The sequence below is a fragment of the Kitasatospora sp. NPDC048286 genome (genome assembly GCF_043201735.1).
In the GTDB taxonomy this organism is placed as follows: Bacteria; Actinomycetota; Actinomycetes; order Streptomycetales; family Streptomycetaceae; genus Kitasatospora.
The window spans coordinates 114,891-138,545 of record NZ_JBICZE010000009.1 but is presented as its reverse complement, the minus strand read 5'-3'; the positions used below and the strand labels follow the sequence as shown (position 1 = coordinate 138,545).

Below are 23,655 nucleotides of genomic sequence, written 5' to 3'. Positions count from 1 at the left end.
ACGAACTCTCCACGACAAGGGGCCGGGACCATGGACTGCGAAGAAGTCATGCTGACCGTCCGGATCACCGCCGCCGAGCGCGCGCTGCTGCGCGAACTCGCGCGCGGACACGGTGGCGACGTCTCGGACGTGGCGGTGGACGGACTGCTGGAGGTCATCCCCGCGCTGCACGACGACGCCTGCGTCCTGCCGCTGCTGCGCGTGCTGTCCAGACCGGCACCCTTCGCGCTCACCCTGTGGCTGCCCGCCCCGGTCGCGGACCTGCTGCCGCTGCTCGGTGAGCGGCTCGTGCGGACCGGCGGCCCCGCGGCCGGTCCGGCCAGTGCCGCGCTCTCGGCGGCCCTGCGGCTCTGGCTGGCCGGGGACCGGATCGCCCTGGCGGCCGGGCTGGCCCGCCTGCACGGGGGCTGCGGCGCCGGCGCGGTGGCGGCGGTACGGCCCGCGATCGGTGCGGCGGCGGTACGGCCCGCGGTCGGTGCGGCGGCTTTCGGGGCGGAGCGGGTGAAGGTCGCGGCCTGACCCTTCGGTTGTCCTGACTCTTCGTCATGTCCCGGTCCGCAGTGGCGAGTCCGGGGTGGAAGCGGTGTGCCCGGCAGTGGCCGGGCGCACCGCTTTTGCTTGAGTCGGACGGGGGAACTCCGCGGGCGATTTCTGTTATCTCCGGCCGCCCCTCCCGCTCTCCGGAGTGTCGGAAGGTCCGAGCCCCGCGCGTCAGGGGAGCCCGACCCGGGGGTGGTGCATGGCCGTTGAGGTGACCATGAGTCAGATCGCCTGTGCGTCGGCCGTCTTGGGTCGGCGCTGCGGCGGCCGGCGGTCGCCGGGCAAAGGCCCTTGGCAGAACCGGCCGCTGTCGAGGGCCTCGTGAGTCGTTCGGGGTAAGGCTGTTCCTGTGAGTCCGTGAAACCGGTCGGCCCGTGTGCCGGCCGACCCTTCGACCCGAGCTGCCGACGCCGTGAGCCCCGAGGCCCCGCGAGCCCCGAGGCCCGTAGGCCCGTCGCGCCAGGAACGTCGACCGCCCACCCGGCGGCGGCCGTTCCCGGCGCCGGCCGTTCCCAGCGCCCCCGCCCCCACACCGCCCCGAGGACCAGCCCGTATGCGAACCCGCCCCCACCTCGCCGCCCTCGCCCTGGCCGCCGCCGCCCTGCTGCCCGCCGCCGTACCCGCCGCCGCCCACGGCGACGGCGTCCACCTGGACGTCACCGGCCAGCGGAACGGCCGCGTGAGCACCGTCGCCACCTGGGAGAACGACCACGACCCGGTGACCGGGGAGTTCACCGGCACGCTCTTTGCGACGGCCTCCGACGGTCGCACCGTCGGCCCCTGGCGCCTGGTCACCGCCCCCGGCGGCCCCGGCACGTACACCACCCGGGAGGCCCTTCCCGTCGGGCACTGGCGGGTGACGGTGGACTGCGTCGTCCCCGCCCTCGGGCGCGGCGAGCGCGAACTCGACGTCGACACCGTCGCGATCGCCGACCCGACGCCCCCGGAGACGGAGGGCCCGGCGCTGTCCGAAGTCTCGCCGCGGTCCGCCGAGGTGGCCCCCGCCCCGCTCCGGGAGACCGCAACGGCGGGAAGCACCGCGGCGGCGGGGGCCACCGCCGCCGCCGTCGCCGCCCGGGAGGGCTCGCCGCGCCCCGCCCACGCGACCACCTCCGACGCCACCACCTGGGCGGCCATCGGCACCGCCTGCGCGGCCGTGGTGCTGGTCGCCACCGGACTCTGGCTGCGCCGCCACCGCGGCTGAGCCCTCCGGGACCGCCCGGCCGGGTAGCGGGGGCGCCCGGCGGAACCGGCCGGGTGCGAACCGACGTCCCTTTCGGTCACCGGGCGCCACCGCGGGCGCCCGGACGATCGCAAGGGAGCGTCCGCGCATGAAGAAGATCCTGATCACCGGAGGTGCGGGATTCATCGGCAGCACCGTCGCCTCCGCCCTGCTCGACCGGGGGATCACCCCGGTCGTGCTGGACGACCTCTCCCGGGGACGGACCGAGTTCGTCGCGGACCGGGTCTTCTACCGGGGCGACATCGCCGATGCCGCCCTGCTCGACCGGATCTTCGCCGAGCATCCCGACATCGACGCCACCGTGCACTGCGCCGCGAAGATCGTCGTACCGGAGTCGGTGGCCAAGCCGCTGTACTACTACCGGGAGAACGTCGCCAAGACCGTCGAGCTCCTGGACGCCCTCCAGCGCAACGGCTGCACCCGGATCGTCTTCAGCAGCTCCGCGTCGATCTACGCCCCCACCCCCGACGCCCGGGTCGACGAGAGCAGCCCGGTCGACGCCGGCAGCCCGTACGCGCGCACCAAGCAGATGATGGAGCAGGTCCTCCAGGACTGGACCCGGGGCGAGGGCGCCGAGCGCCAACGCGTCATCGCCCTGCGCTACTTCAACCCGATCGGTGCCGACCCGCAGCTGCGCACCGGCCTCCAGGACCTCAACCCCACCCACGCCCTGGGCAAGCTGATCGAGGCGCACACCACCGGCACCCCGTTCACCGTGACCGGCACCGACTGGGCGACCCGCGACGGCTCCGGCATCCGCGACTACGTCCACGTCCAGGACCTCGCCGAGGCGCACGTCGCGGCGCTGCTGCGGTTCGACGAGGTGATCGCCCCGGGCGTGGCGGACCGCTACCGGGTGATCAACGTCGGCACCGGCGACGGGACCACCGTGCGGGAGCTGATCGCGGCCTTCGAACAGGCCGTCGGCGCCGGCCTGGAGGTGCGGGAGGCCGGACCGCGGCCCGGGGACGTGATCGGCTGCTACGCCGTCGTGGACACCGCGCGGGACCTGCTCGGCTGGCAGCCGCGGCGCGGCATCGCCGAGGGGGTCGCCGACGCGCTGGCCTGGCGGCGGGTCTGGTCGGCCCGGGTCGGCGTCAGCTGACCGCCGGAGGACGCTACTTGACGGCCTCGCCGGACTTCGACCAGTTGTCGCGCAGTCGGTCGAGGTAGGACTGCGCCTGGGAGCCGATCTTGACGCCCCGGGCGAAGGCCAGCATGTTGCCCGCGCCCGCGTTGTAGCCGAGGGCGGCCAGTTCGTCCCGGGTGAGCGGCGCGCCCGGGCGGACGGGCAGCTGCGCGGCGAGGTCGTGCAGGTGCCAGGCGGCCGCCTGGATGGCCAGGTCGCGGTCGTCCGGCAGCTCCTCCCACTGCCGGGAGGCGAAGGGGCGGCCGGGCTTGGTGTCGTCGAAGGCGGCCCGGTGCATGTTGGCGATGCCGAAGGAGGCGTCCGGCTTGCTCCGCTGCCAGGCGCGTTCGAGCTCGGGGTCGTGCGGCTTGTACGCCTCGTTGTAGAGGATCGCCATCAGCAGCTGCGGGTTGACCCCGGCCTCGGCGGCGTACCGGCGCACCGGCGCCGCGTAGTCGGCGGGGTCGTAGGAGCCCGACGGCTTCGGGGGCTTCGACGGCGCCGAGGAGGCGCCGGCCGACGGCGCGGCGCCCGAGGAGGCGCCGGACGGGGCGGCCGCGGTCGGGGAGGGGTCGGCGGAGGCCGCGCCGTCGTGGCCGTTGCCGCGGACGAGACCCAGTCCGGCCACCACCACGACGCCGATCACCAGCCAGCGTCCCCGGCCGGACCCCTTCTTCTCCTCGCTCACCGCTGCCGCCCCTCCCCGTTCGCCCGTATGCTCGTTCGACCGCCGTGCGGCTGATCGTGCCCCGCGGCAGGTTACTCGGTGGGCTTCCGGTCGCCGTCGAGGTTGCGCAGGAAGTCCTTCGCCTTCTCGACGCCGGTGTCGATCTGCCCGCTGTACTTGCCGTCCGTGCGGTCGTCGATCGCGTCGCCGACCTTGTCCAGGCCCTGCCCGATCACGTCGCCGTGCTCGCGGGCGAGGTCGGTGGCCTTGTCCGCGATGTTCTTCAGACTCTCAAACATGGTGACGCTCTGCTCCTCTGATGCGTTCCTGATGGTGTGCCGACGTGGCGGGGATCATGACCATCCTAACGACGGCCCACCGGGCGGTCCGTCGCTGCCGGGTGGCAGCGGATGACTTTGCTGAAATGGGTTTGTATGCTCCACCCCATCCTCTACAGCGATGTAGAGGATGGGGTCCCCACCAGGACGCCGGCAGGACCGAGGGCGTCCCGGCACACGCGGCGGTGCGATCGCGCCGCCGCGGCCGCAACGATCGAGGGAAGTGCGCATGGCCGGCCAGCGGGCGAGAACGCCGTACCAGGACGCGGGACCGCGTACCGAGGACCGCGCCCTGCCGGCCCAGCGCTCCCGGGCGGTCGGCGCGGGAGCCGCAGGCGCCCCCGGCGCCGCCGCGGCCCCCGTCGCGCCCCGGCCGCCGCGCCCCGGGGCGGCCCGCCGCCACCAGCAGGCGCGCCGACGGGCCGGGGCGGCGGCCGCGCTCTCGGCGGTCGGGCTGCCGCTGCTCGGCGCGGTCGCGGACGAACTCGACGGGCCGGGCGTCGGCCTCCTCTTCGCGGTGGGCTCGGTGCTCGGGACGGCGGCCGCCGCGGCGCTGTGCAGCCGGGCGGGCCGGTGGTGGGTGGTGACGGCCGCTCCGGTCGTGGTGCTGCTCACCGCCTCGGGCGTCGAGTACCTCGCGCAGCCCGGGAAGTACCAGGGGAAGAACCTCGGCACCGGCGTGCTGCGCTGGGTGGTCGGGGCGTTCCCGGTGATGGCCGCGGCCGTGGCGGTGGCGCTCGCCGTGGTCGCGCTCCGCGCCGTGTCGGCCCGCCGCCGGACGGTGTCGGAGCGCCGGCGAAAAGGCAGGACGGCCGTCCCCGGCGGAAGGGGCCGCCGTGGCTGAGCGCGGCAACAGCCGTACCGGCGGCCGGGGCCAGCGCGGGCACCTCCCGCGCCGCGGGGCCGCCCCGATCACCGTCGCCGGGCGCACCCTGGCCTGCACCGTCTCGATCGCCGTGCTCGGGGCCAGCGGCTTCACCTGGTACGAGTACCGCAGCCTGGACGACGGCATGATCAAGTCCTCCGCGCTGAGCGAGGCCAAGAAGAACGCCCCGCCGCACCTCGACAAGTCCGTCAACCTGCTGCTGATCGGCCTGGACAGCCGCAAGGACATGGACGGCAACGACCTGCCCAGGCAGTTCGTGGAGGACGAACTGCACGCCGGCTCCAGCGAGATCGGCGGGTACAACACCAACGCCCTGATCGTGCTGCACATCCCGGCCGGCGGCGGCAGGGTCACCGCGCTCTCCGTCCCGCGCGACGACTACGTACAGACCGTCGGCGCCGACGGCAGGATGCACAAGGTCAAGGAGGCGTACGGCATCGCCAAGGTGGCCGCGGAGCAGAAGCTGGCGGGCAGGGGGCTCTCCAGGGCGGAGCTGGAACGGCGCAGCCGGGAGGCCGGCCGCTCGGCCACCATCCAGACCGTGCAGTCCTTCCTGGACGTCCCCATCGACCACTTCGCGGAGGTGAACCTGATCGGCTTCTACGACATCGCCAAGGCGGTCGAGCCGATCCAGGTCTGCCTCAACCACCCGGTGGACGACCCGATCACCGCCCGGACCGCCACCCACGAGGGCGGTGGCACCGGCCTCAGGCTCCCGGCCGGGATCAGCTCCCTCGACGCCGCGCAGGCGCTCTCCTTCGTCCGCCAGCGCCACCACCTCGCCAACGGCGACCTCGACCGCACCCACCGGCAGCAGGCGTTCCTCTCCTCCGTCGAGTACAAGCTCAAGCAGCAGGGCATCCTGAACGACCTCGGGCAGATGCAGAAGCTGTTCGCGGTGGTGAAGAAGGACGTGGTCATCGACAACGAGTGGAACATCCTCGACTTCGTCCAGCAGGCGCCCAACCTGACCGGCGGCAACGTGGAGTTCAACACCCTGCCGATCAGCGGCTTCAAGACCGTCGGCGGGCAGGAGGTCAACACCGTCAACCCGGACCTGATCAGGAAGATCGTCCGACAGCTCTTCAACCACGAGGCGGCGCCGGTCGTTCCGGCCGCCCCGCCGGGGGACGCGCCCGTCGAACCGGGCCCGTCGTCCTCCGCCGCCCCGGGTGCGGTGCTCAAGGCCGTGGTCGACGTCAACGCGGCCGCGGGGGCGGGGGTGGCGGCCGACGAGTCCAGGGCGCTGGCCGAACTGGGCTACCAGGTGGGCCGGATCGGTGACGCCCCGGCCAGGACGCGGTCCACCGCGGTCAGCTACGGGACCGGGGCCAAGACCGACGCCCAGCGCCTCGCCGCCCGCTACGGGGTGAGCGCGGTCTACTCGGCGGCCGTCCCGGCGGGCCGCGTGGTGGTCACCCTCGCCCCCGTCCGCACCCCGAGCCCGACGGCGGTGCCGTCGGGTGCCCCGGTGCAGGGCGAGCCCTCCGCCGACCCGGCGGTGGGGCTGCCGATGCAGGGGCCGGCGGTGCGGGCGGGTGGGATCCCGTGCGTGGACTGAGGCTCCTCGGGGCGGCGGACCGGTCCTCGTGGTGCTCGGCCAGGGGCAGGCCCTCGTGGTGCTCAGCCCCGGCCTGGTCCTCGGTCCGGGCCGGGTTCTCAGTCCTGGCCCGGTCCTCGGCCCGGGCCGGGGCGGGTGTCCCGGAGCGGCTCGCGGTCGAGGACCTCGACGTACACGATCCGCCCGTCCACGACGTCCAGGACGAGCATGCCCTCGGCCGGATCGAGCGGGACGCACCGGTGGCCCCGACCGTACGGCCGGCCGTCCGGATGCGGATCCGTCCGGAAGCTCTGGCAGAAGTCGTCCCCGCAGCGGCACTCCGCGACCAGCCGCAGGCTCCAGGCGCGGGCGGCCAGTTCGGGCTCGCCCTCCCGCGTCAGGAGGTCGACCAGCTCCCCGACCAGATCGGGGAAGACCTCGCGGACCAGCGGGTGGCCCGCCGTCTGCGGCGCCGTCACGGGCGGGGCGCCTTCACGCCGTGGACGGCGGCGTACTCGGCGGCGAGCCAGGGGCCCAGGTCGTCGACGAGCACGGCCAGGGCGGCCCGGTCGGCGGTGGGAGTCCGGGCGATGGTGGCGGCGAGGCGCAACTGGGCGGCGCGTTCGGGGTAGTGGGCGGCGAAGGCCTCGGCGGAGGCGGTGAGGTCGCTGGTCCAGCCGCCCCAGCGCGGCATCACCAGGGTGAAGCCGGTGCGGACGAGCCGGCGCGAGATGCCGCGGGCGAGGCCGCGCAGTTCGGCGTCCGTGGCGGCGGTGGCCAGGCGCTCGCGCCACTGCGGGAGGACCAGGGCGAGGTCGCCGTTGGTCTCCCGGGCGAGCAGCGAGGTGGGGCGGTAGCGGGGGAGCCGGGCGGCGAGGTCCTCGCCGAGCAGCGGGGTGCAGAGGCAGGCGACGAACCAGCCGAGGTCGTGGCGCTCCAGCTCGCTGAGCAGCGTGCCGGTGTCGAAGAGCAGCACGCCGACCCCGTTCACCTGCGCGAACTCGGCGTCGAGCGCGGCCTCGACGGCGTCGGCCGCCGCCCGGTCCGCGGCGCTGGGCGCGTGGTGCAGGGCGAGCAGCAGGTCGAGGTCGGAGACGCCGGGTGTCGCGGTGCCGCGCGGAACGCTGCCGTAGAGGTAGGCGCTGTGCAGGCGGTCGGGGGTGAAGGCCGCGGCGATCCGCTCGCGGGCGGCCGCGACCACGGGCGCGAACGCCGGGGGCACGCGCTCGAGCGAGCCCTCCCGTGCGATGAAGCCGTCCCGGTCCAGCCCCTGAGTGGTGGTCATGGCGGCACTATGTCCCAGCGGCGCCCCGCTGACCAGCGAATATCCGTCGGCCCGCGGATTGTCAGTGGGGTGTGCAAGCATCCGTCGCACACGAACACGAAGACGAACACGAACGGCGTGACGGGGACGGCATGGGCACCTGGGACATCGGGCACTTCGACAACGACTCGGCGGCGGACTTCTGCAACGGCCTGGACGACGCGGCGCCGGGCGAGCGCGAGGCGCTGCTTCGGTCGGCGCTGCTGGGCGCCGTCCGGGCGGAGGAGTACCTGGACTCGGACGAGGCCGTGGAGGCGGTCGTCGCCGCCGCGCTGGTGGCGGCGCAGTGCCCCGGCGGCGCGGCGGTGACGAGCGCCTACGGCCCCGAGGAGCCGATACCGCCGCTTTCCGTCGAGCTGCGCCCGCTCGCGGTGGAGGCGTTGGACCGGGTGGTGGCGGAGGAGTCGGAGCTCGCGGAGCTGTGGGACGAGACGGAGAGCGGTCCGGCCTGGCGGCGGGGCATACGGGAGCTGTGCGACGTCATCGATCCGGTGCCGCCGACGATCGACGTGCCGTTGTTCGACATCTGAGCGGAGGTCAGCGGCGGGCCGCCGTCCACCAGTAGCCGAGTGCGGTGAGGCTGGTGGCGGCGCCGAGCAGGCAGACGGCCGTCCAGCCGCCGTGGTCGTAGACGACGGTGGACAGGATCGCGCCGGCGCCGCACCCGGCGGAGTAGAACAGCATGTAGCCGGCGGTCAGGCGGCTGCGCGCCTCCGGGCGGACCTGGTAGAGCAGGTGCTGGTTGGCGACGTGGACGGACTGCAGGCCGTAGTCGATCACCACCATGGCGAGCACCGGCCACCAGACCGAGTGCGGCAGCAGCGCGGCCGGGAGCCAGCCGACCAGCATGGCGAACAGGCCGATGCCGGTGGTGCGTTCGGCCCGGCCGCGGTCGGCCTGGCGGCCGGCGTACCCGGCGCCGAGCGCTCCGGCGGCGCCGGCGAGGCCGAAGAGCCCGATCTGGGTGTGGCTGAGGTCGAAGGGCAGCGCGGCGAGCGGGAGCACCATCGGGGTGAGCAGCACCGTGACGGAGGTGAAGCTGAGCAGCGCGAGGACGGCCCGGGTGCGGAGCACGCGCTCCTGGGCGAAGAGCACGAACACCGAGCCGACCAGGCGCGGGTAGCCGATCCGCTCGACCGTGCGGTGCCGTTCGGACGGGACGGCGGCCGCGACGGCGAGGGCCATGGCGGCGGTCGCGACGGCGGAGACCAGGTAGACGGCGCGCCAGCCGGCCAGGTCGCCGATGGTTCCGGCGACGGTGCGGGCGAGCAGGATGCCGACCACGATGCCGCTGGTCACGGTGCCGACCACGCGGCCCTGGTCGCCCGGGGCGGCGAGTTGGGCGGAATGGGCGACGACCACCTGGGCGACGACCGCGAGGACGCCGACGGCGGCCATCGCGGCGAGCATCAGCGGGGCGGAGGGGGCGAGCGCGACGGCGAGGAGGGCGAGGACGGACAGGCCGAGCTGGGTGGTGATCAGGGTGCGGCGGTTGACGTGGTCGCCGAGCGGTACGAGCAGCAGCAGTCCCAGGGCGTAACCCGTCTGGGTGAGGGTGCCGACCAGGCCGATGGTGGCCGGGGCGATGCCGTAGTCCCGGGCGATCAGGTCGAGCAGCGGCTGTGAGTAGTAGACGTTGGCCACGGCGAGGCCGCAGGCGACGGAGAGCAGCCAGGCGACGGCGGGCGACAGGCCGCGCGCCGGGGCTCCACCGGGGGTGTCGGGCGGTCCGGCCTCGGCGCAGGCGGCGGTTGTGCGGGCGGGAGAGGACATGGTGGGACTCCCTCGAAGGGCATGATGGTTTCAAAGTGCTACCGGGAGACCATGGCATATTCTGGTTTTAATAAGCAACCACGCTCCGGTCGGTACGCTGGGCGCCGACCGGTGAGAGTCCGGAGCCGAGAGCCGAGAGGTGGGAGAAGTGCCGAAACGCACCACGCACGAGGAATCGAGCTGCCCCGTCGCCCGTCCGCTCGACGTCGTCGGCGACGGCTGGACGCTGCTGATCGTCCGTGACGCCTTCGACGGGCTGCGCCGCTTCGGACAGTTCCAGAAGAACCTCGGCCTGGCCAAGAACATCCTGTCGGCCCGCCTGGCCAACCTGGTCGCCAACGGCGTGTTCGAGCTCGCACCGGCCGCCGACGGCAGCCCGTACCAGGAGTACGTGCTCACCGAGAAGGGGCGCGCGCTGTTCCCGGTGATCACGGCGCTGCGGCAGTGGGGCGACGAGTGGTTCTTCGAGGAGGGCGAGCCCCGGGCCCGCCTGGTGGACCGCGAGTCCGGCGCGCCCGTCGCACCGGTCGAGGTGCGCTCGGCGGACGGCCGGGTGCTCGGACCGCAGGACGCGCGGGTGCTGCTGCCCTGAGCCGTGCCGCCGCCACCGGCCGGGTGGCCGCTGGTGGTGGCGGGTGGCCGGTGCCAGCGGTGGGCGAGGTTGCGGACGTCGGGTCAGCTCGGTGTGGCGGCGCTCGTGGTCGCGGATCTGGTCCCGGTTCCGGTGGCCGTCGTGACGGCGGTGGTCGTCGCGGGGCCCGCCGTCGTCGTGCCGGTCGCCGGATGGGTGGGCGTCGCCGTCGTCACGGTGGACGTGGGGGTGGATGTGGCCGTGGGCGGGGACGGGGTGCCGGTCGTCATGGTCGTCCCGGACGGCTGACCCGAGCCGGTCGACGGCGTGGCCTTGGAGGTCGTCGTTCCCGAGCTCGTCGCACCGGAGGCCGTGGTGCCCGGCGACGTCGTACCCGGGCTCGTCGCCGTGCCGGGTGAGGTCGTGCCGGGCGACGTGGAGGAGGTGGTCGTGGGCGCGGACGGCGCCCAGGGCGCCGGCGGCGGGATGCCGGGGGCCAGCGGCCCCGTCGGCGGTTCGACGGTCCGGTCCACGACCTCGTCCCGCCCGGTCAGCCGGGAAAACCACCCGCCGGTCTGGACGTTCACCAGGACGATCTCGGCCACCGGCTGCGGTGCGGGCACCACCACGATCAGCGCGGTCGGCTGGAAGCCCGCCCAGGCCTTCCCGGTGTACCGGGCGTCGCTCACCGGCGTCGGCGGCTTCAGCGGATTGCCGCACGAGCAGCGCACCCGGGGCACGCCCCGGGCGTCCACCAGGACGGCGGTGCCCGCCTGGAGCACGGACTGGTACGCGACCACCGCGCCGCTCCGGTAGCTGTGGTTGGTCACCCGGGTGTCCACCCGCAGGTAGGCGGAGGTGAGCGAGCGCAGGTAGCCCGGGATGTCGGCCTGCGCGATGCCGGCGGCCGAGGCCCAGGCACGCCCGGCGTCCCCGGTCGAGACCATCCCGATCAGGCGCTCGGTGTCGCAGCTCGGCTTGCTCATCGTCCCGGCGTACAGCCCGGCCGAGCTGCCCTCGACGCTGTGGAGAACCGCCGTGGGGGCGCTTCCGGGCGAGGTGCCGCCCGGATGCTGCGCCGTCGGGGTGACGGGGGCGGGCGCGGGGGCGCTCACCGCCTGGGTCTCCACCGACGGGGTGAACGGGTCCGGCCCGGGATCGGCCGGGGCCTGCAGGGCGACCTCGTTCGCCGTCGGCACGGTCGAGTGGTGGCCGCCCTGGTTGCCGGCGATCAGAACGGCGGCCACCGCGGCCACCGCCACCGTGCCCGCCGCCAGGGCCAGCCCCTTCCCGGAGCGCCACCAGGGCCTGTGCGCACCGGGCCCGGGCCCGCCGGCTCCGCCTGGTCCGCCCGTGCCGCCGGGGCCACTCGCACCCCCGGCACCACCCGTCCCGGATGCCTCGTACGGGCCCGAAGGCGGAGGAGGTGTGGACGGCGGTCCGGCCGCGTCACCGCCGGACGGCGGCCCGGCCAGCGGTCCGGAGGGCGGCCCGGACGGGGGTGTGGACGGAGGCCCGGACGGCGGACCCTGCGAAGGCTCGCCGGGCGGACCGGACGGAGGCGGCTGGGAGGACATCGAGGCTCCGTTTCGCAGGCGGTCGGCCGACCGGGGCCGGCCCCGGAGGCTCCGGCCGTCGGCTTCCCTTTCTCCCCCGCGGCCCCGTCCGCCGCAACAGCAGGTGAGCCGGGCGTCGCCGAGCGTGCCCGCCGACCGTCGGCCACCCTGGAAGCCCCACCGGCAACCGGTCGGCTGCCGGCCGGACCCCAGGCACCCCGCGCACGACGAGGAGGCGGCATGCAGCAGCCCACCACCCGGGCCGCCGGCCCACCCGGTGCCGTCCGCGGCTGGCTGGAGGCGCTCGCCGTCGTGGTGGCCGGGCTGGTGGCGATGGCGGCGGTCGCCGCACTCGGCCTCTGGCTGGCCGGCGCCGACGACCTCCCGGACGGCGGCGTCCCTGCCGTGCTGGCCGCGACGCTGGCACTCGCCGTCGGCGGCACCGTCCGACTCGACGGCGGCGCGGGAGACTTCGCGGCCGTCGGGGCCGAGATCAGCGCGATGCCGCTGAGCGTCTCGGTCGCCGGCGCGGTCACCATGGCCGAGGTGTTCCTGCGCCAACTGCGCTTCCGCGCCGTCGCGGGTGGCGGAGAGCTGCTCGGGCGGATCGGCCGGACGGTGCTGCTCTGGCTGCTCGCCCTGGTGCTGATCACCCTCGGCGCCCGACACACCTTTGTCGTCCCGCTCGGCGACGACCTGGCGCAGTCGATCGGCGGCGCGCTGGGGCTCACCCCGGAGGTCGGCTTCCACGCGGACGGCCCGACCACCGTCGGCGTCGGGCTGGCCTGGCTGCTGGTGGTGCTCGCGCTCACCTTCGCGGTGTCCCGGCGGGCCCCGCTGCCGGCCGCCCTGGTGCGCCACCAACTCGCCGTCCGCCCGGCGGCGTTCGCGCTCTGGCTGGTCCTGCTGGCGTACCTGGCGATCGGCGCGGTGGTCGGGGTGCTGACCGTGATCGTGCACGGCAACGCCCGGCAGACCCTGGTCGTGCTGCTGCTCGCACTGCCCAACCTGGCCTGGCCGGCCTTCGGCGTCGGGCTCGGCGCCGAGTGGCACGGGCGGCTGATCGGCGCGCTCGGCCTGCCCGTCCCCGAGCCGCTCAGCGCCGTGCTGCGCACCTCCGAGGGCGGGCAGGCGACCGTCGACCTCGGCACCCTCGCGGAGCAGGACGCGCGCAGTTGGTGGCTGCTGCCGCTGGCCGCCGTCCTGCTGCTCGCGGCCGCGTTCCTGGCGGCCGCCCGCTCACCGCGCACCGTCCGGCTCTGGCAGCACGCCGTCCGGTTCGCGCTCGCCGCTGCCGTCACCATGCTGCTGGTGGGCCTGTGGACCCGGGTGGACGCCGACTACGGGCTCTCGGTGCTCGGCGTCGGTCTCGGCCTGGGCGGCCTGGGCGACCTGCTGGGCGCCGTGCTCGGCGGCACCAGCCCGCCGGCCGCGCTGGGCAGCGGCAGCCTCACCCTGAGCCCGGTGCTCTGGACGGCGGTGCCGCTCGCGGCGGGTTGGGGGCTGGTGACCGGCGCGCTCGGTGCCGTGCTCGCCACTCGGGTGCGGCACCGCGGCGTGGTCGCCGGAGCGGGGGAGGAAGCGCCCACGGGTGGGCCTGCCGGTTGACGGGATCACCCGGGCGGTTCACGTCGGGGGCCTGCTCCGGGTGGGGGCGCGCCAGCGGTCGGTGGGCGCCCCGGCTGCGGTGCCCGCCCGGGGCGGCCGGGTTCAGAACGCCTCTGCCAGGAGGATGACGGCCGCCGGTACCGCCTGGCCGAGCGCGCCCCGCCAGAGCTTCGGCTCGGAGCAGAACAGGGTGATCCCGCCCGCGAGCACGAACGCGGCGACGTAGAGCACCAGCGCCCGTCCGGCCCCCGGGTGGCCGGCGTGCAGCAGGACCAGGCCGGTGACCAGGCCGAGTGCCAGGAACAGGTTGTAGAAGCCCACGTTGACGCGCCACAGCCGGACCTCCGGGGCGTCCGCCGTGCTGCCGGTGAGCAGCCGGCGCACCCGCGGGTGCCCGTACAGGAAGCTCTCGAGCGGCCAGACGATCAGGTGGATCGCCGCGGCGACCACGGCGAAGACCTGGCTCACGGCGTTCACGGCGGACGGCTCCCTCCGGGCGGGGACGACCAGGACGGTTGGACGACCGGTGCGGCCCAGGCGGGCGGCCGGGGCACCGCCGGCGGGTCGGGGGCGAGTGCCGGGACGACCCGGGTGGGCGGCCCGTCCGCGTGCCACGGCTCCGGTGCGGCGGCGGTGGCCGCCGCGCGCAGTTCGGTGACGAAGCCGAGGCAGCTCGGGTACCGCTCCCCGGGCGTCTTGGCGAGCGCCCGGGAGACCACCGCCCCGACGGCGGCCGGCAGGTCGGGCCGGTGTTCGCGCAGTGCGGGCGGCGGGTCGTTGAGGTGTGCCCAGAGCAGCGCGAGGTCGCTCTCGCGGCGGAACGGCGGGGCGCCCGCGAGCATCTCGAACACCACGCAGCCGAGTCCGTACTGGTCGCAGCGCCCGTCCAGCGGCTTGCCGGAGATCTGCTCCGGCGCCGCGTAGTCGAGCGTGCCGACGATCTGGCCGACCCCGGTCAGCCCGCTGAGCGACAGGGACTTCTTGGTCAGCCCGAAGTCCGCCAGGTACAGGTGCTCCGGGTGTTCGATGTCCGTCCCGGCGGCGACCAGCACGTTGCCCGGTTTGACGTCCCGGTGCACCAGGTCGTGGGCGTGGGCGGCGTCCAGTGCCGAGGCGATCTGGAGGGCGAGCCGGACGGCGCGCTCGGCCGGGAGCGGTCCGGAGCGGGTCATCAGGGCGCGCAGGTCGCCGCCCTCGACGTAGCGCATCGCGAGGAACAGGATGCCGTCCTGCTCGCCCGCGTCGAACACCGGGATGATGTGCGGGTGGTCGATCGCGGCGGCGGCCTCCGACTCGTGCATGAAGCGCTGCCGGAACACCTCGTTGCGTGCCAGTTCGGGGGCGAGCAGTTTGACGGCGACGGTCCGCCCGAGCCGCAGGTCCTTGGCCCGGTAGACGACGGCCATGCCGCCGCGCCCGATCTCGGTCTCCAGCCGGTAGCCGGCGACCTGCCGCCCGACCAGCCCGACCAGCCCGGCGGGCAGGCCGGGCAGACCGGACGGCTCGGCGGGCGGCTCGTCGGAGGGCGGCCCGGTGGGTGGCAGCTCGGCGGAGGTCACGGCTCACCGGTCCGGGTGGGGGCGGACGGGCTGTGCGCGGACGGGCCGTTCGCGGCTGGGCCGGGCACGGGTGGAGGGCCCGACCACGGGGAGGTCGGCGGCACCGGCCGGTCGGTGGCCGCGTACGTCTGGAGCTGGAGCCCGTCGCCGTAGCACCAGCGGTCGTGCAGCGGGTCGAACAGCCAGAGCGCCCCGCCGTCCACCACCAGGCCGATCCGCAGGCCGCGGGTGCGCTCCCGGAAGGTCTCCAGGTCGAGGGCGCCGGTGGCGAGGTCCTCCAGGAGGGCGCGGTAGCGGTCGAGTGCGCCCCCGGCGTCGGCGAGCGCCGGGCGCGGGTCGGCGGTCCGCGCGGGCGGGCCCCCGGCGGCGGGCGGCGGCTGCGGCAGGGCGACCAGCAGCCGCCCGTCCACCCAGGCGGTCCAGCCGTTGGAGCAGAGGATCCGCGCCCAGTCCCCCCGGCGGTCGAGCAGTCGCAGCGGCAGCAGCGCGTCGAGCCGGGCGGTGGGTTGGGTCGGGTCCGGCGCCGCCCAGGAGGCCATCCCGTCCGGTGGGGCGACGTGGGTGGGGCGGAACGCGAACTCGTCCATGGGCGGCTACATTTCCTCCGCCGCGCGATCCCCGCCACGCGCGGCACGACTCGCACCACAGGTCGCCTCCCACTCTACCGGCGGCGGCCCGAGCCCGCGGGGCTCACCGGTCACTGGTCACTGCCCACTGCCCGATGCCATGTGCCCAACGCCCGTTGTCCGTCGGGCCCGTCGGGCCCGGCAGGCCCGGGCGTCGAGGCCGTCAGCGCCGCATGATGCTCGGCTCGTGCCGCCGCAGCAGGACCAGCACCACCAGGCCGTACAGCAGCGAGAGCGCGGGCAGCAGCACCATGCTCAGCACCCAGCCGGACCGCTGGTGGCGGAACATCGGGTCGGCGGTGATCGCGTTCGGGAAGATGCCGTGCAGTTCGACGGTGCGTGCCATCGCCGACATGCCCCAGCGGGACGGGATCAGCCAGGCGAACTGCTCCAGCCCCGGCACCCCGTGCAGCCTGAGCATCAGGCCGCTGAAGACGATCTGCACCACCGAGAGGAGCACCAGCAGCGGCATGGTGGCCTCCTCCTTGTCCACCAGCGCCGAGACCACCAGGCCGAGCATCATCGCCGAGAAGGCGAGCAGCGCGACCGCGATGATCAGCTCGGGCAGCTGCGGCATCACCACCCCGGTCGGCACCGCGAAGGACAGGTTCACCCCGGCCAGGCCGACCACGGTCAGTACCGCGGCCTGGGCCACCGTGACCGTGCCCAACACCACCACCTTGGAGACCAGGTAGGCCGATCTGGACAGCCCGACCACCCGCTCCCGCCGGTAGATCGCGCGTTCCTTCACCAGTTCGCGCACCGAGTTGGCGGCGCCGGTGAGCAGACCGCCGATGCAGAGCGTGAGCAGGCAGTTGACGGCGTTGTCGGGGGAGAGCCGGGAGCCGGCCATCGCCCGGCACATCAGGCCGATGACGAAGGGCAGCACCACCATGATGGTCAGGAAGAGCCGGTCGGCGGCCAGCACCGAGGTGTACCGGCGCACCAGCGTGCCGAGTTGGGAGAACCAGCCCTGCGGCTTCTCCCAGGCGATCGGGGGAGTGGCGGATACCGGCGGGCCCTGGTCCGCACCGGGGTGCAGTGCCTGACCGACGTACGGGGCTTGACCGGCGCCCGGTGCCGGACCGTGGTGCGGCGCGGGCCAGGCCTCGGCCGCGATGTAGTGCGCGTACTGCGGGGAGTCGCGGAAGCGCTGCTGCCAGGCGGCGTGGTCCTCGTGCTCGAAGGCCTCGAAGGCCTCCGGCCACTCGTCGAAGCCGAAGAACTCCAGCGCCTCGCCGGGCGGCCCGTAGTACGCCGTCCGCCCGCCCGGGGCCAGCACCAGCAGACGGTCGCAGACGTTCAGGCTCAGCACGCTGTGCGTCACCACGACCACCGTCCGGCCGTCGTCGGCCAGCCCGCGCAGCATGCGCATCACCGAGCGCTCCATTCCCGGGTCCAGACCGGAGGTCGGTTCGTCGAGGAAGAGCAGGGACGGCTTGGTGAGCAGTTCCAGGGCGACGCTGACCCGCTTGCGCTGACCGCCGGAGAGGCTGGCGATCACCTGGTCGGCCCGGTCGTCCAGGCCCAGCTCGTGGATCACCTCGCGGACCCGGGCCGCCCGCTCCTGCGGGTCGGTGTCGCCGGGGAAGCGCAGCTCGGCGGCGTAGGACAGGGCGCGGCGGACGGTGAGCTGGGTGTGCAGGATGTCGTCCTGCGGGACGAGGCCGATCCGGCGGCGCAGCTCGGCGTAGTCGCGGTAGAGGTCGCGTCCGTCGTACAGCACCGTGCCCAGGTCGGCGGGGCGCAGCCCGGTGAGGGCGTTGAGCAGGGTGGACTTGCCCGCGCCGCTCGGACCGGCCACCGCGAGCAGCGCCTTCTCGGCGAGCGGGAAGCCGACGTCGTCCAGCAGCACCCGGTGGTCGGGGCCGACCCGGACCACCAGGTGTCGGACGTCCAGGGAGATCTCGCCGGTGTCGGTGTACTCGACCAGCCGGCCGTCGGCCAGGCAGAACGCGGAGTGGCCGATGCCGACGATGTCGGCCGGGCCGACCGGGGCGCGTTGGACGGGGCGGCCGTTGAGGTAGGTGCCGTTGTGGCTGTCCAGGTCGACGATCTCGTGCCCGCCGCCGGGCAGGGCACGCAGTTCGGCGTGGTGGCGGGAGACCACCAGGTTGTCCAGGACCAGGTCGTTGTCGTCGGAGCGGCCGATCCGGACGCTGTGACCGAGCAGCCGGTGGACGGCGCTCGGGCGGCGGAAGGTGCCGGAGGCGTGCGGGGCGACCAGTGACGGCCGCCGGTGCGCGGTGGGGGCCGGGAGGGCGGCGAAGGTCGCGGACAGGCCGTCGGCCGGATCGCCGAAGCGCAGCCGGGTGCCCGGGCCGACGTTCTCCTGGTGGACGCGGCGGCCCTCGTCGTAGGTGCCGTTGGTGCTGCCCACGTCCTCCAGCAGCCAGTGGCCGTCGTCGGCGCGCAGGATCGCGTGGTGCCAGGAGACCCGGGGGTCGTCCAGCACGATCTCGCTGGTCGGGTCGCGGCCGAGGTGGTAGGCCCGGCCCGGGTCGATCAGCTGCGAGTCGCTGTCGGTGACCAGCACGAGGGGCGGCGCGGTGGGCGCGCCGGGGCGCTCTCCCATGATGCGCATTCTATCGCCGCCGCTGTCGCCGCGGCGGTCGAAGTGCCGTTCCGGAGTGCGGGATTGGACTGGACCACTGCCTTCGCGCAGCACTATCGTTCGGCGTGCCCGCGGATCGCGCGCCGCCGCGACGGCCTGCGTGCTGCCCCGCGCGCCGCCCCCGCGCGTCGCCGGACGTCGTCGAGTGCTTCGGAACGGAACCCATGAGCATCTGGCCGCAGTTGCGAAGATCCCGGACCGTCCGGGCCGGGCGCGCCACCGACCGGGTGCTGCGCTGCGGGCTGATGGACACCATGCTCGCCGACCTCGCCGTCTCGGTCGTGCTCTGCTTCGAGCAGCCGCTGGACGACGACCGGCTCGCCGCCGGCCTGGCCCGCGCGCTGGAGCGGGTGCCGGTCTTCGCCGGTCGGCTGCGCACCGTCGAGGGCGTCCTGGAGGCGGTCTGCGGCGACACCGGCGTGCCGTTCGAGGTCTACACCGCGGAGGGCACGCTCGCCGAGGCGATGGGCCGGGCGACGGCGGCCGGCTCCGAACTGGTCGCCCCGCTGGACGCCCCCGCCGCGCGCGAGGGCGGCGTCCCGCTGCTCACCGTACGGGTGACCCGTACGGCCGACGGCGGCACGGTGCTCGGCTGCTCCTGGCACCATGCGATCGGCGACCTGCACAGCTTCATGCTGCTGCTGCGGATCTGGTCCGCGGCGGTCGAGGGGGAGCCGCTGCCGGAGGCCGAACTCGTGGACGACCAGGACGAGTTGATGGCCGAGGTGCTCCCCGACGAGGACTGCGGTCGGCCCGGATTCCGGGTGCCGACGGCGGCAGAGGCGGAGCTGCTGGCCCGCGAGGTGGCGGCCGGTCCGCGGGCCAACCGGATCGTCCAGATCGCCTTCACCGACGCCGAAGTGGCCCGGATGCGCGCGGAGTTCGGTGCGGCGACCGGGCGGCGGCTCTCCTCCGGGGACGTGCTCTGCGCCCACCTCCTCAGCACCCTGCGGGAGTTGGACGGGGACGACGCCGAGCGGATGCTGACCGTTCCGGTCGACGCGCGCCGCCGGCTGGGCCTGTCGCCCGCGCTGGTGGGCAACCTGCTGAGCGAGATCCACGTACCGCACCGGCCCGAGGAGGGCCCCGCGGTGCTGGCGGGCGCACTGCGCGCGGCGGTCGAGGAGTTCCCGACCGCGCACCTCAACCTCCGGGCCAACCTGTGGTTCCTGGCCACCCTCGGCCGCTCGCGGCTGCGCGACTGCGTGCCGCTGGGCTTCGACCCGGGGGCGCGCCGGTTCAGCTTCTCCAACTGGAGCGGCTTCGGCGCCTACGCGGTGAGCTTCCAGGGGTGGCGTCCGGTGTTCTTCAGCCCGGCCGCCAACTATCCGATCCCCTGGGTCAGTTGGACGGTCGAGGGGTTCCGGGGCGAGGGCCGGCTGGCCACCGTGGTGCTGCCGGCCCGGCTCGCCGCCCGGGTGCGCGGGGCGGAGGGCCGGGCGGCGGTGCACCGCTTCCGGCGGGCCGAGGACCGGCCGCCCGCGTCGGCGGCCGTCCTGCCCAAGGTGCTCTGAGGGCCTCTCCTGCGTACGGTCAGCGGTGCCTCGTCACGAGGTCCAGTGCGTGCCGCAGCTGCTCGCGGCCGGGCTGGACGGCGCGGTCGAGGGCGGGGGCGAAGGGCAGCACGGCGCCGTCCGGGCGGGTGATCCGGCGGGGCGGGGCGACCAGGCGCATCTCCTCGGCGGCGGTGGCCAGCACCTCGGCGCCGAAGCCGCAACTGCGGTTGGAGTCGTCCAGGACGACCAGCCGTCCGGTGCGCTCCAGCGACTCGGCGAGGGCCGGCCAGTCGAAGGGGTACACCGTGCGCGGGTCGAGGACCTCCACCGAGAGGTCCGGTGCCAGCTCCTCGGCCACCGCGAGGGCGTCGTGCACCAGGTGCCCGAGGGCGACCACGGTGACGTCGGTGCCCGGCCGGTGGATCCGGGCCCGGCCGAGCGGGACGGGGACGAGGTCCCAGGTCACGGTCTCGCGCACCGGCATCGCGGCGGCGGGCGCGAACACCACCACCGGGTCCGGGTCGCGGATCGCCGAGCGCAGCAGCCCGTAGGCGTCGGTCGGGGTGGCCGGCACCACGGTCTTCACCCCGGCGTGCGCGAACAGGCTGTACGGGTGGTCGGAGTGCTGCCCGGCCCAGCCGTCCCGGGAGCCGGAGCCCGGTACCAGGCAGGTCAGCGGGACGGCGGCCTGACCGCCGGTCATCAGCGAGAACTTGTGGGCCTGGTTGACGAGTTGCTCGAAGACCAGGAACAGCAGGGAGGGGATCTGGAACTCCAGCACCGGGCGCCGGCCGGCCAGCGCGGCGCCGACCGCCATCGAGGTGAAGGCCTGCTCGGACAGCGGGGTGTCGACGATCCGCCCCGGGCCGAAGCGGTCCAGCAGCCCGAGGGTCGGCCCGGCCAGACCGGCGCCGATGTCCTCGCCGAAGACGCAGACCGCCGGGTCGGCGGCGAGCTCGTCGGCCAGCGCCCGGTTGAGCGCCTTGGTGTACGAGAGCCTGGTCACGGCGCCACCCCCGCCCGGGGCCGGAGCCCGTCGGCGTACAGGTGGTCCAGCGCCCCCGCGGGGTCCGGGTGCGCCGAGGCGAGCGCGAACTCCTCGGCGGCGGAGAGCTGTTCGGCCACCGACCGGTCCAGCTCGGCGACCGCCGCCGGGGCGAGCAGGGCGGCGGCCCGGGGGAGCGGGTCGCGCTCGCGCCAGGCCCCGACCTCCTCGGGGGAGCGGTAGCGCAACTTCATCCGGCGCTCCATGGTGTGGTGGCCCTCGTAGCGGTAGGTGCGGCAGGCCAGGAAACCGGGGCCGCCGCCGTCGCGGGCCCGCTGGACGGCGCGCAGCGCGGCGGCGTGGACGGCCTCGGTGTCCATGCCGTCCACCTCCTCGGCGGGGATGCCGAAGGCGGCCGCCCGGCCGGTGGCGCTGCCCGCGACGGCGGTGGCGGCGGGCAGGGTGGTGGCGTAGCCGTTGTCCTCGCAGACGAACAGCACCGGAAGGCGCCACATCGCGGCGAGGTTGAGCGACTCCAGCAGGACGCCCTGGTTGAGCGCGCCGTCGCCGAAGAAGGCCACCGCGACCGGGGCCCGGCGGACCGGGTGTCCGGCGGCGGGGCCGTCGGCCGTCGCCCGTTCGGCGGACACCCGTTCGGGGGAGGCGGCGGCCCAGGCGGCGCCGACCGCGATCGGGGCTCCGGCGCCGACCATGCCGTTGGCGCCGAGGATGCCCAGGGAGAGGTCGGCGGCGTGCATGGAGCCGCCCCGGCCGCCGTTCGACCCGCCGACCCGGCCCAGGAGCTCGGCGAGCAGCCGGTGCGGCGCGGTGCCCCGGGCGAGCACGTGGCCGTGGCCGCGGTGGGTGCTGGCGAGCCGGTCGCCCGGGCCGAGCGCCGAGCAGACGCCGACCGCGACGGCCTCCTGCCCGATGTACGGGTGGATGCCGCCGGGGATCGCGCCGGACTTCACCAGGTCGAGCGCCAGCTCCTCGAAGCCGCGGATCAGCCGCAGCATCCGGTAGCGCTCGGCGGGAGTGTCCAGCGGGGCGGGGCGGCCCTGGGCGGGGCGGCCCCGGGCGGCGGGGACACCGGGCGGTGTCGCGCCGTCCCCGGCCGGGTGCGCGGGAGCGGTCACGGCCGTCCCCGCCAGATGGCCGGGCAGAACCGCGGGTCGGCGTAGTCCGGCCGGCCGTCGTCCGTTCGGCGAACCAGCACGTCGTGGTTGTACACCACCGGCTCGCCGTCCGGCCGGTCGTGCCGGCGGTACTCGTTGGCGCCGTCCTGGAGGTGCAGCGAGATCGCCCGGCGCGGGTGGGAGGCGAGGTTGGGGCCGCTGCCGTGGTAGGTGCGGCAGTGGTGGAAGGACACGTGGCCGCGCGGGATCCGGATCGGGACCTTGTGCACCCGCTGCCCGTTGTGGGCGGCGTTGGCGGCCAGGATCTCCTCCAGCTCGGCGCCGTCGCGGTCGGCGAAGTGCCGGGTGGAGTCCTCGCCGGAGGGCAGCTCCCGCCAGCGGTGGCTGCCGTCGACCATGGTGATGGTGCCGTTCTCCTCGCGGCAGTCGTGGAAGGGGATGAAGGCGGTGAGCATCTCGTCCGAGGTGCAGGTCTGCCAGTAGTGCTTGTCGAAGTGCCACGGCACCCGGTTGCTGGGCTCCTCGGGCACCGGGGGCTTGTAGATGAGGGTCGACTGGAAGATCCGGATCTCCTCGGTGCCGGCCAGCAGCGCGGCCACCGCGCCGATCAGCGGCTTGCGCAGGATCGCGCCGATCGCGTCGCTCTCGTGGTGCACGTAGTCGTTGTGCCGTTGGACCGGCCCGTCCTCGGGCCGCCAGGAGGCCAGCCGGGGCGGCCGGACGGGCAGCTCGTGGTCGCGGTGGCCGGCGTAGTACTGCTCGGTGGCGGCCTGGAGGCTGTCCAGTTCCTCGTCGCTGAACAGCCTGCGGGAGAGGTACCAGCCGTGCTCGCGGTAGTGCGCCACCTCTTCGGGGGTGGGCAGCAGGGCGCGTTCGGCCTCGGTGAGCCGGAACTCGCGGGGTGCGGTCATCGGACGGGCCTCCTTCGGATGTGCGGGGGCGGGCCGGTCGGTGGCCGTGGGCCGGTCGACGGCGCCGGACCGGTCGTCGCCGGTGGGGCTGTGCCGTTCGACGGCCTCGTAGAGGGCCTTGATGTTCGCGGTGCCGAAGGTACCCGCTCCGCGCCGTTCGATCAGTTCGAGGAAGAAGGTGCGCCGGGGGTGCGTCGAACGGGCGAAGATCTGGAACAGTCGGCCGCCGTGGTCCTGGTCGACCAGCACGTGCAGCTCGCGCAGCGTCGCCACCGGGACGGCCGCGCCGCCGAGGCGCTCGGCCAGGGCGTCGAAGTAGGCGCCCGGGGTGGTCAGGAACTCCACGCCGTGCTCCCGGGCGGTCCGGACGGCGCGGGCGATGTCACGGGTGCCGAAGGCCAGGTGCTGGACGCCGGCCCCGCCGTGGGCGGCGAGGAACTCGTCGATCTGGCCGGGACGCCGGGTGGAGTCGGGCTCGATCAGGGTGAAGGTGACGGCGCCGGAGGCGCTCTGCACCACCGCGGAGTCCATCGCCTGCTCGCCGACCTCGATGTACTCCTCGAAGACCGTACGGAAGCCCAGTGCCGCCTCGCAGAACCGCACGGCGTCCGCGAGGGCGCCGGCCGGCAGGCAGATCGCGACGTGGTCGAGGTCGTCCAGGAGACGGGGTTCTGGGGTGGGCTCGGCATCCGGCAGGTGCACTAGGCGCAGCGCGGTGTCGCCGAAGCCCTCGATCAGGGCGCCGGCCCGGTCGAGCACCCGGGCGCCGTGCCGTTCGGCCCGTTCCAGCGCGGCCGCCGGGTCGGCGCAGCCGAGCGCGAGCACGGCGACGCCGTCCCCGTGCCGGGCGACGTACGCGGCCACCGGGTGCTCCGGGTCGGCGGCGGAGGTCAGGTGCAGTCGGATGGTGCCCTGACGCACCGCGACGGTGCGGGCGCCGTCCGGTGCGGTGACCGGGGCGTCGGCGGTGAAGCCGTGGTCGGCGCTGAGTCCGGCCGCGGTCTTGTCGGCGTCCGCGCAGTGGAACTCGACGTGGGTGATGGTCTGGATGGACAACGGGATCTCCCCCCGGAGGGATGGTGGATCGGGGATCGGCGCGCTGCCACCGCACGGTGGTGTGCGGCGACGGGTGGCGGTGCGCGGCGGTGCGCGG

At 74.9% G+C, this 23,655-nt stretch carries 22 protein-coding genes; 9 read left to right on the top strand and 13 right to left on the bottom strand.

From position 1 onward, the window contains the following. Positions 1-30: 30 nt before the first annotated feature. The 3 genes from ACGF13_RS22725 (at position 31) to galE (ending at position 2,888) form a co-directional block, all read left to right on the top strand. On the top strand, positions 31-519 hold the full coding sequence (locus ACGF13_RS22725; protein ID WP_392877862.1) for a hypothetical protein: 489 nt from the start codon (positions 31-33) through the stop codon (positions 517-519). 574 nt (positions 520-1,093) lie between these two features. Continuing rightward, positions 1,094-1,744, top strand: a complete 651-nt coding sequence (locus ACGF13_RS22720; protein ID WP_392877861.1) for a hypothetical protein — start codon at positions 1,094-1,096, stop codon at positions 1,742-1,744. A 127-nt stretch (positions 1,745-1,871) separates the two neighbouring features. Further along, complete coding sequence (gene galE / locus ACGF13_RS22715) at positions 1,872-2,888, top strand: UDP-glucose 4-epimerase GalE (RefSeq protein WP_392877859.1); 1,017 nt, start codon at positions 1,872-1,874, stop codon at positions 2,886-2,888. Positions 2,889-2,901: 13 nt separating this feature from the next. On the opposite strand, the gene ACGF13_RS22710 is transcribed toward galE, so the two are convergent. Beyond that, positions 2,902-3,600 carry a lytic transglycosylase domain-containing protein gene (locus ACGF13_RS22710; protein ID WP_392877857.1) on the bottom strand — a complete coding sequence of 233 codons (699 nt, stop codon included), beginning with the start codon at positions 3,598-3,600 and terminating at the stop codon, positions 2,902-2,904. A 71-nt stretch (positions 3,601-3,671) separates the two neighbouring features. Beyond that, positions 3,672-3,878, bottom strand: a complete 207-nt coding sequence (locus tag ACGF13_RS22705) for an antitoxin (RefSeq protein ID WP_363387466.1) — start codon at positions 3,876-3,878, stop codon at positions 3,672-3,674. Between the two features lie 268 nt (positions 3,879-4,146). Between ACGF13_RS22705 and ACGF13_RS22700 the strand changes: the two genes are divergently transcribed. Both ACGF13_RS22700 and ACGF13_RS22695 read left to right on the top strand, forming a co-directional pair. Further along, a complete protein-coding gene (locus ACGF13_RS22700) occupies positions 4,147-4,761 on the top strand; it encodes a DUF6542 domain-containing protein (RefSeq protein ID WP_392877855.1) in 615 nt (204 codons plus the stop codon). Further along, positions 4,754-6,364, top strand: coding sequence for an LCP family protein (locus tag ACGF13_RS22695; protein WP_392877853.1), 1,611 nt, complete (start codon positions 4,754-4,756; stop codon positions 6,362-6,364). The genes ACGF13_RS22700 and ACGF13_RS22695 overlap by 8 nt, the downstream gene beginning before the upstream one ends. Before the next feature lie 98 nt (positions 6,365-6,462). Here the strand turns inward: ACGF13_RS22695 and ACGF13_RS22690 are convergent, their stop codons facing one another. After that, complete coding sequence (locus tag ACGF13_RS22690; protein ID WP_392877851.1) at positions 6,463-6,822, bottom strand: hypothetical protein; 360 nt, start codon at positions 6,820-6,822, stop codon at positions 6,463-6,465. Next, on the bottom strand, positions 6,819-7,628 hold the full coding sequence (locus tag ACGF13_RS22685; protein ID WP_392877849.1) for a nucleotidyltransferase domain-containing protein: 810 nt from the start codon (positions 7,626-7,628) through the stop codon (positions 6,819-6,821). Before ACGF13_RS22685 ends, ACGF13_RS22690 begins: the two co-directional genes overlap by 4 nt. Before the next feature lie 131 nt (positions 7,629-7,759). Between ACGF13_RS22685 and ACGF13_RS22680 the strand changes: the two genes are divergently transcribed. Further along, positions 7,760-8,197, top strand: a complete 438-nt coding sequence (locus ACGF13_RS22680) for a DUF4259 domain-containing protein (RefSeq protein ID WP_392877847.1) — start codon at positions 7,760-7,762, stop codon at positions 8,195-8,197. A gap of 7 nt (positions 8,198-8,204) precedes the next feature. Here the strand turns inward: ACGF13_RS22680 and ACGF13_RS22675 are convergent, their stop codons facing one another. Next, a complete protein-coding gene (locus tag ACGF13_RS22675; protein WP_392877845.1) occupies positions 8,205-9,440 on the bottom strand; it encodes an MFS transporter in 1,236 nt (411 codons plus the stop codon). Positions 9,441-9,588: 148 nt separating this feature from the next. Here ACGF13_RS22675 and ACGF13_RS22670 point away from each other — a divergent pair, with 148 nt between their 5' ends. After that, positions 9,589-10,032, top strand: coding sequence for a winged helix-turn-helix transcriptional regulator (locus ACGF13_RS22670; protein WP_392877843.1), 444 nt, complete (start codon positions 9,589-9,591; stop codon positions 10,030-10,032). Positions 10,033-10,115: 83 nt separating this feature from the next. Here the strand turns inward: ACGF13_RS22670 and ACGF13_RS22665 are convergent, their stop codons facing one another. Continuing rightward, the gene (locus ACGF13_RS22665; protein ID WP_392877841.1) at positions 10,116-11,258 is read right to left on the bottom strand and encodes a DUF6777 domain-containing protein; all 1,143 of its coding nucleotides are present in this window, start codon (positions 11,256-11,258) and stop codon (positions 10,116-10,118) included. 549 nt (positions 11,259-11,807) lie between these two features. Between ACGF13_RS22665 and ACGF13_RS22660 the strand changes: the two genes are divergently transcribed. Beyond that, entirely contained in the window at positions 11,808-13,175 is a 1,368-nt protein-coding gene (locus ACGF13_RS22660) for a streptophobe family protein (protein ID WP_392877839.1), read from the top strand. Positions 13,176-13,277: 102 nt separating this feature from the next. Here the strand turns inward: ACGF13_RS22660 and ACGF13_RS22655 are convergent, their stop codons facing one another. From ACGF13_RS22655 to ACGF13_RS22640, 4 genes are all read right to left on the bottom strand, one after another. After that, positions 13,278-13,652: a DUF1304 domain-containing protein gene (locus ACGF13_RS22655; RefSeq protein ID WP_392877837.1), complete on the bottom strand. Its 375-nt coding sequence runs from the start codon at positions 13,650-13,652 to the stop codon at positions 13,278-13,280. After that, positions 13,649-14,668, bottom strand: a complete 1,020-nt coding sequence (locus tag ACGF13_RS22650; RefSeq protein ID WP_392878200.1) for a serine/threonine-protein kinase — start codon at positions 14,666-14,668, stop codon at positions 13,649-13,651. Before ACGF13_RS22650 ends, ACGF13_RS22655 begins: the two co-directional genes overlap by 4 nt. A 62-nt stretch (positions 14,669-14,730) precedes the next feature. Further along, a complete protein-coding gene (locus ACGF13_RS22645) occupies positions 14,731-15,321 on the bottom strand; it encodes a hypothetical protein (protein WP_392877835.1) in 591 nt (196 codons plus the stop codon). A 202-nt stretch (positions 15,322-15,523) separates the two neighbouring features. After that, on the bottom strand, positions 15,524-17,935 hold the full coding sequence (locus ACGF13_RS22640; protein WP_392877833.1) for an FHA domain-containing protein: 2,412 nt from the start codon (positions 17,933-17,935) through the stop codon (positions 15,524-15,526). Positions 17,936-18,138: 203 nt separating this feature from the next. Between ACGF13_RS22640 and ACGF13_RS22635 the strand changes: the two genes are divergently transcribed. Beyond that, positions 18,139-19,488, top strand: a complete 1,350-nt coding sequence (locus ACGF13_RS22635; protein WP_392877831.1) for an acyltransferase — start codon at positions 18,139-18,141, stop codon at positions 19,486-19,488. Between the two features lie 19 nt (positions 19,489-19,507). Here the strand turns inward: ACGF13_RS22635 and ACGF13_RS22630 are convergent, their stop codons facing one another. The 3 genes from ACGF13_RS22630 to hppD form a co-directional block, all read right to left on the bottom strand. Further along, positions 19,508-20,476: an alpha-ketoacid dehydrogenase subunit beta gene (locus ACGF13_RS22630; protein ID WP_392877829.1), complete on the bottom strand. Its 969-nt coding sequence runs from the start codon at positions 20,474-20,476 to the stop codon at positions 19,508-19,510. Next, entirely contained in the window at positions 20,473-21,471 is a 999-nt protein-coding gene (locus ACGF13_RS22625) for a thiamine pyrophosphate-dependent dehydrogenase E1 component subunit alpha (RefSeq protein WP_392878199.1), read from the bottom strand. The genes ACGF13_RS22630 and ACGF13_RS22625 overlap by 4 nt, the downstream gene beginning before the upstream one ends. A gap of 116 nt (positions 21,472-21,587) precedes the next feature. Further along, complete coding sequence (gene hppD, locus ACGF13_RS22620; RefSeq protein WP_392877828.1) at positions 21,588-23,558, bottom strand: 4-hydroxyphenylpyruvate dioxygenase; 1,971 nt, start codon at positions 23,556-23,558, stop codon at positions 21,588-21,590. Positions 23,559-23,655 lie beyond the last annotated feature (97 nt).